Source organism: Microbacterium sp. (assembly GCF_039812165.1).
GTDB lineage: Bacteria > Actinomycetota > Actinomycetes > Actinomycetales > Microbacteriaceae > Microbacterium.
Genome location: NZ_JBDIAB010000163.1, coordinates 1 through 6517, shown reverse-complemented (window position 1 = coordinate 6517; position 6517 = coordinate 1). Strand labels below are relative to the sequence as shown.

6 protein-coding genes are annotated in these 6517 nt (G+C 72.9%); 5 read left to right on the top strand and 1 reads right to left on the bottom strand.

Annotated features, from left to right (window positions below; all coding sequences use genetic code 11):
• The 5 genes from WML84_RS11665 to WML84_RS11645 all read left to right on the top strand — a co-directional run.
• Nucleotides 1-763: hypothetical protein (locus WML84_RS11665; protein WP_347346316.1), on the top strand; the 763-nt coding region annotated here is incomplete at its 5' end.
• A gap of 11 nt (nt 764-774) precedes the next feature.
• Nucleotides 775-2373, top strand: coding sequence for a hypothetical protein (locus WML84_RS11660; RefSeq protein WP_347346315.1), 1599 nt, complete (start codon nt 775-777; stop codon nt 2371-2373).
• A 58-nt stretch (nt 2374-2431) separates the two neighbouring features.
• The gene (locus WML84_RS11655; protein ID WP_347346314.1) at nt 2432-3331 is read left to right on the top strand and encodes a phosphodiesterase; all 900 of its coding nucleotides are present in this window, start codon (nt 2432-2434) and stop codon (nt 3329-3331) included.
• A gap of 99 nt (nt 3332-3430) precedes the next feature.
• A complete protein-coding gene (locus WML84_RS11650; protein WP_347346313.1) occupies nt 3431-4894 on the top strand; it encodes an aspartate ammonia-lyase in 1464 nt (487 codons plus the stop codon).
• A gap of 128 nt (nt 4895-5022) precedes the next feature.
• Entirely contained in the window at nt 5023-5466 is a 444-nt protein-coding gene (locus WML84_RS11645) for a DUF4190 domain-containing protein (RefSeq protein ID WP_347346312.1), read from the top strand.
• Between the two features lie 268 nt (nt 5467-5734).
• On the opposite strand, the gene WML84_RS11640 is transcribed toward WML84_RS11645, so the two are convergent.
• On the bottom strand, nt 5735-6517 hold a 783-nt coding region (locus tag WML84_RS11640), incomplete at its 5' end, for a fumarylacetoacetate hydrolase family protein (RefSeq protein ID WP_347346311.1).

Sequence of the window (6517 nt, the reverse complement as noted above, 5' to 3'; positions counted from 1 at the left end):
GAGACCGGCCGGCGCGCGCGGGCTGCCGTCGCCCAAAGCCGTGCGCGGGCCCATGCCGGACCATGCCGAGCGCCGCGCCGCAGGCATCCCCGACGGCGTTCCCGCTCTCGCCGCGGCGCTCTCGGCGCTCGTCAGCCCCCAGGGCGCCCTTCCGGTGCTGGCCACGTGGGCACGCGACGATCTGCTGGCCGCCACCGGCCTCGACCCCGCCCCCGCGGCGGACGTCGACGGCGAGTGGCTCACGCTCGCCGCCGCCGTGCGTCCGCCGCTCCAGCGCGTGGAGGCGGTCCAGCTCGGCAGCGAGCCACTCACGGCCTGGACGAACAGCGACGACCCCTGGCTGCGCGAGGACATCGCGCGCAACGCGGCGCGACGCGTGAGCGACGACCTCGCCGCCCTCGCCGTGCCGCGCCTGTTCGTCGGCTACGGCCCCGACGACGCGCTCGCGGGCACGCGCGTGGTCGCCGGAGTGGTCGACGCGTACAGCGAGACCGTCCCCATGTCGCAACGGGACACGCACGCGGCGTTCGGGTTCAACGCACCGGCCGCGCGCGCGCCGCAGGCGATCCTCCTGGCCGTGCCGCCCGTGCCGCGCACGCTCCTCGACGACCGGACGCTCAGCGGCATCCTGTCGCAGACCCGCGCCCTGCTCGTCGCGCGCACGACGACCGTCGGAACCCTCGGCCGGCTCGACCGGGTCATGCGCGCCACGTTCGTCGAATACACGCCCGGATTCGTCGCCGACCCCGCCTTTCCGATCTGACAGGACGCGTCATGCCGCTCGCCGATCTGCTCATCCGACTGGAGCCGCTCCCCGTGTCCGACTGGGAGGGGGCCGTCGCGGGACGCGTGCACGACCCGCTGTGGTTCCTGGCGCGGCAGTGGCAGTTGGGCGAGTTCCAGGGCGAGAACGCCTCGACGCCCGTCGTCGCCCATCTCACGGTGCGATCGCGGCCGTTGCGCTACGCCGTGGACGAGACGCTCGCGGATGCCGTCGCGACCACGCCCGCGGAGGCGCTCATCGAGTCCGAGGCCGAGGACTGGTGGACGCTCGGCCGGCGCATCCGCGTCGGTCGGAGCACCGTCGCCGCGCTCCACGCCCTGGCACGGGAGCTGCCCGACGACCCTGCGCTGCGGCTGCAGGACCCGCCGCCGCCCTACGAGTCCTCGGCGGGGGCGTGGGACGGGCGTGCGCTGTGGCGCCGGCGCCAGGAGCTCGGCATCGAGGACGAGCACTTCGACCGGCGGCCGCCGCGCGAGCCCGAGTCGCTGTGGCAGCCGTCGACGCTCGTGTACGAGCGGGAAGGGCTGTTCACCGCGGACGGGGTGGCCCTCGATCTCCGCCGCCATCGCGGCGGACGCGTCGACTGGTACTCGGTCGACGGACGCGTCGACGAGGCGACCGGCGCGGTGCGCGTCGACCACCGCAGCGTCGTGCCCACGCGGGTCGTCTATCCCGGCATGGCGCGTCGAGGGCTCTGGGAGATCGAGGACACCGACACCGACATCGGCGCCGAGGCCCCCGACAGCTCGCACACCGCCACGGCGATCATGACCGACCTCTTCTTCTCCCATCGCGACGAATGGTTCGAGGTCCCCGTCGGAGGCGACGCCGGATCGATCGTGACGATCGACCGCATCCGGGTCGTCGACGACTTCGGGCTCGTGTACGACAGCGCGACCCGGACGGGAGCGGCGCCCAGGTGGGTCGGGCTGCAGCCGCCCGGAGCCACCGAGCCGCGCCCCGACGGCGGCGACGCGTGGACGCTGTTCCACACCGCCGGGCTGGAGTCCGCCGACCTCGTCCTCTGGCAGGTGGCGGAGCTGCCCCTGACGGGGGAGCCCATCGAGCGGGTGCAGTTCGGGATCGACGACGAGTCGAACCTGCTGTGGGCGGTCGAGCGACGCCTCGACGGGCGCGACGTGCCTCGCGCGGGCCCGGAGACGGGTGAGGTCGCGGAGGAGCCCGAGCCGCGCAACCCCGGCCGGCCGGACGGCGACTTCCTCGACGCGCGGGCCTACACGTACGTGCCCGCACGCGGCGCGGAGCCGCACTGGATCCCCTACACGCTCGACGCCGCGGGGGGCACGTGGGAGTTCGTGCAGCGACGGCTCGCCGACTACGGCGTCGATCCCGCCGCACTCATGCCCGCGGCGGCCGCGGACGTGCTGTCGGCCGGCGATGCGACGCACCGGATCGCCGCGGCTGCGGTGCCCACGGCGGGGATCGAGCTGGAGCGCCGGTGGCAGCTGGCGCGCGACAGCGTGGGCAACCCCGTGCTGTGGATCCAGCGTCAGCGCCGCCCGATGGCCTCGCCGCCGGCGCGGCGCCTGCGCTTCGACCTCGCCGAGCCGACCAACGCCGGAGCCTGAGTCGTGAGCGCGAACGGCTGCGCACCCGGTGTCGGCGCACGCGCTTAAGCTGGGCCGCATGGAGCCCGTGCAGTTCGGTGTGCATGCGCCCGCGCAGCGCGTCATCGTCCACCTCAGCGACACCCACCTGCTCGCGGGCGGTGCCGCGCTCGACGGGCGCATCGACGTCACCGCGAACCTCCGGCTCGCGCTCGAGGCGGTCGAGCGCACCGGCATCCGTCCCGACGCGATCGTCTTCACCGGCGACCTCGCCGACGTGGGCGATGCCGCGGCCTACCGCGCTCTGCGCGCCGCGGTCGAGCCGGTCGCCGAGCGCCTCGGCGCGCCGATCGTGTGGGTGGCCGGCAACCACGACGAGCGCCCGGCGCTGCGCAGCATCCTGCTCGACGCCGACCCCACCGAGGAGCCGGTCACCGGCGTGTGGGACCTCGGGGGCCTGCGCCTCGTGGCGCTGGACTCCACGGTGCCCGGCTGGCACCACGGCGACCTCGACGCGGCGCAGCGCGAGTGGCTGCGCGAGGTGCTCGCCGAGCCGGCGCCGCTCGGCACGCTCCTGGCCCTCCACCACCCGCCGCTGCCGTCGCACATGCCGCTGTTCGACATCCTCGAGCTGCGCCATCAGGCCGAGCTCGCAGAGATCGTCGCGGGCACCGACGTGCGCGGCATCCTGGCGGGCCACCTGCACTACTCGATGAGCGGCACGTTCGCCGGCGTCCCGGTGAACGTGGCGGCGGCCACCTGCTACACGATGAACCTGCAGCGCCCGCCGGCGCGCGTCAACGGCATGGACGCCGGGCAGTCGTTCCACCTCGTGCACGTCTACGACGACACCGTCACCCACAGCGTCGTGCCGATCGCCACCGCCGAGACCGGCACGTTCTTCTCCGAGGAGTGGATCGCGCGGATGGCCGCGCTGACGCCCGAGCAGCGCCTCGAGGAGTTCTCGCGCAAGAGGTGACGACGTGCGGTCGGCGACCGAGACCGGCTCCGGCAGCGGGGTTAGGGTGGAGGTATTCCTTTTTCGGCACGCTCGCCACACCAACGAGGACGTTCAGAAATGGCACCGGACGCGATGAAGCGCACCCGCACCGAGACCGACTCCCTGGGATCCCTGGAGATTCCCGACGAGGCATATTGGGGCATCCACACCGCCCGTGCCCTGGAGAACTTCCCGATCTCGCGACGGCCGATCTCGGTGTACGCCGACCTCGTGCGGGCGCTCGCGATGGTCAAGCAGGCGTCGGCCCGCGCGAACCGCGAGATCGGGGTGCTCGACGCCGAGCGCGCCGACCTCATCGACCGCGCGGCGCAGCGCGTGATCGACGGGGAGTTCCTCGACCAGTTCGTCGTCGGGGTGATCCAGGGCGGCGCCGGAACGTCGACGAACATGAATGCGAACGAGGTCATCACCAACATCGCGCTCGAGATGGCCGGCCGCGAGAAGGGCGACTACGCGTTCCTGTCGCCGATCGACCACACCAACCGCAGCCAGTCGACCAACGACGTGTACCCGACCGCGGTGAAGATCGGGCTGAGCCTCGACCTGCAGACGCTGCTCGAGGAGCTCGACCTGCTGCGCCGCGCGTTCCTCGCGAAGGCCGTCGAGTTCCACGACATCCTCAAGATCGGCCGCACGCAGCTGCAGGATGCCGTGCCGATGACCCTCGGGCAGGAGTTCCACGGCTTCGCGACCACGCTCGGCTACGACCACCAGCGGCTCGCCGAGAACGCCAAGCTCCTGTTCGAGGTGAACATGGGCGCGACCGCGATCGGCACGGGCATCACGACCCATCCCGCGTACGCGCCCGCCGTCCTGCGGCACCTGCGCGAGATCTCGGGGCTCGACCTCGCCACGGCCGACGACCTCGTGGAGTCCACGAGCGACACCGGCTCGTTCATGTCGTTCTCGGCATCCCTCAAGCGCAACGCCATCAAGCTCTCCAAGATCTGCAACGACCTGCGCCTGCTCTCGAGCGGCCCGCAGGCCGGCCTCGGCGAGATCAACCTGCCGGCCCGCCAGGCGGGCTCGAGCATCATGCCGGGCAAGGTCAACCCGGTGATCCCCGAGGTCGTCAACCAGGTCGCCTACGCCGTCGCCGGCGCCGACCTCACCGTCACGATGGCGGCCGAGGGCGGGCAGTTGCAGCTCAACGCGTTCGAGCCCGTCATCGCGCACTCGATCTTCCAGTCCATCACGTGGATGCGCCGCAGCATGCACACGCTGCGCGTGAACTGCGTCGAGGGCATCACCGCGAACCGCGACCGCCTGGGCGCCATGGTCGGCTCGTCGGTCGGCGTCGTGACCGCGCTCACGCCGTTCATCGGCTACAGCGCGTCGGCGGCGCTCGCCAAGACCGCGCTCCTGACCCACCGCAGCGTCGCCGACCTCGTCGTGGAGGCCGGGCTCATGTCGCGCGAGGAGGTCGAGAAGCAGCTGTCGCCCGCGCGGCTGTCGGGGCTCGAGGCCGTGACGCAGGCGATCCCGATCGTGCAGGCCGTCGAGGACCTCGTCGAGGGCTGATCGCCGAGCCCGCTCGCCGCCGATCCGGCCGATCCCGCTCCGTGCGGCGCGGGGCTTTGCGCCCGGTGGGGGCGATGGGTAGCGTGCACCTGCCGGGGGGAACCGGCCAAGAGCCTCAGGAGGACGCCATGACCGATCCGCAGAACCCGAATCAGCCGCCCGCGTACGGCGAGAACCCGCCGCCGCCCTACTCGCCGCCGTCGTATCCGCAGTCCGCCCCGCCCGCCTACGGCGCCCCGGTGTACCAGGCCGGCACCGGCGCTCCGGTGCCGGGCCGCACGCTCGGGATCGTGGCGTTCGTGCTGTCGTTCTTCGCGCAGCTGTTCGGGCTGATCCTCGGCATCGTCGCGCTCGTGCAGAGCCGCAAGGCGGGCCAGAAGAACGGCTTCGCGCTCGCCGCGATCATCATCAGCTCGGTGCTGCTGGTCGTCGGGATCGTCATCGCGATCGTGTTCTTCACGTACTCGGTCAACCTGGCCTCCGACGTCGCGCGCAACTGCGCGCCGGGCGGCTCCGGCTTCGTCGAGGTGTGGGGCCAGCAGGTGCCCTGCTCGGAGGTCACGACGCAGTAGCGGCCCTCGCCGCCGTCGACGGATGCCGGATCGTCCCGCTCGGGCCGACCGGCATCCGTCGTCTTGCCGCCCGCCCGCCCTACCCGGCCGGTCTCCGCCTGCCCGGTGGGCCGGCTCACCGCCTTCCTTCGCGAGTCACTGCTCTCCCTCCGAGTCACTGTGCCACAGGGCAGTGACCCGGTGTTGGGGCAGTGACTCGCGAGGCGGGGGAGTGACTCGCGAGGCGGGGGAGCTGGTGCGGCGGGGGCGGGATGCCGGAGGCGTCCCGTCAGCCGACGATGCGGCAGTGGGTCGTGAGCGCGCCGATGCCGTCGATGCCGACCGTGACGGTCGAGCGGTCGCGCAGGAAGATCTGCGGGTCGCGCGAGTAGCCCGCCCCGCCCGGGCTGCCGGTCGAGATCAGGGTGCCCGGCAGGAGCGTCGCCGCGGTCGACAGGTGCGAGACGAGCGTCGCCACCGGGCGGATCATCTGCGCGGTCGTGGCGTCCTGCACCGTCCGTCCGTCGACGACCGTCCAGATGTGCAGGTCCTGCGGGTCGGGGATCTCGTCGGCGGTGACGACGACCGGACCGGTGGGCGTGAAGCCGTCGAACGACTTGCAGCGCGACCACTGCGCCTCGGAGAACTGGATGTCGCGCGCGGTGATGTCGTTGACGACCGTGTAGCCCCACACGTGCGCGAGCGCGTCGTCGGGGGAGACGTCCCGCGCGGGCGTGCCGATCACGACGCCCAGCTCGGCCTCGTAGTCGACCGCCTGGCTGAGCGTGCGCGGCCACGACGTGGTGCCCTCGTGCGCGGTGAGCGAGTTCGGCCACAGCACGAACACCGTCGGGGCGGTGTCGGCCTTCAGCCCCAGCTCGCTCGAGTGCGCGGCGTAGTTCAGCCCGACCGCGAGCACCACCGGAGGCGTCGCGACGGCGGGCCCGAAGACGGCTCCGGCGAGCGGATGCCACGTCCCCGGCCGCTCGGCCGCCTCGCGCACGCGGTCGAGGAGCGCGTCGCCGCCCTCGACGAGCCGCTGCAGCGTGCCCGGCGCGCCGTCGAACAGCTC

What these genes read in the sequence shown, in the direction of transcription:
- WML84_RS11660 (WP_347346315.1), top strand. Translation starts at nt 775, where the DNA reads ATGCCGCTCGCCGATCTGCTCATCCGACTGGAGCCGCTCCCCGTGTCC.
- WML84_RS11655 (WP_347346314.1), top strand. Translation starts at nt 2,432, where the DNA reads ATGGAGCCCGTGCAGTTCGGTGTGCATGCGCCCGCGCAGCGCGTCATC.
- WML84_RS11650 (WP_347346313.1), top strand. Translation starts at nt 3,431, where the DNA reads ATGGCACCGGACGCGATGAAGCGCACCCGCACCGAGACCGACTCCCTG.
- WML84_RS11645 (WP_347346312.1), top strand. Translation starts at nt 5,023, where the DNA reads ATGACCGATCCGCAGAACCCGAATCAGCCGCCCGCGTACGGCGAGAAC.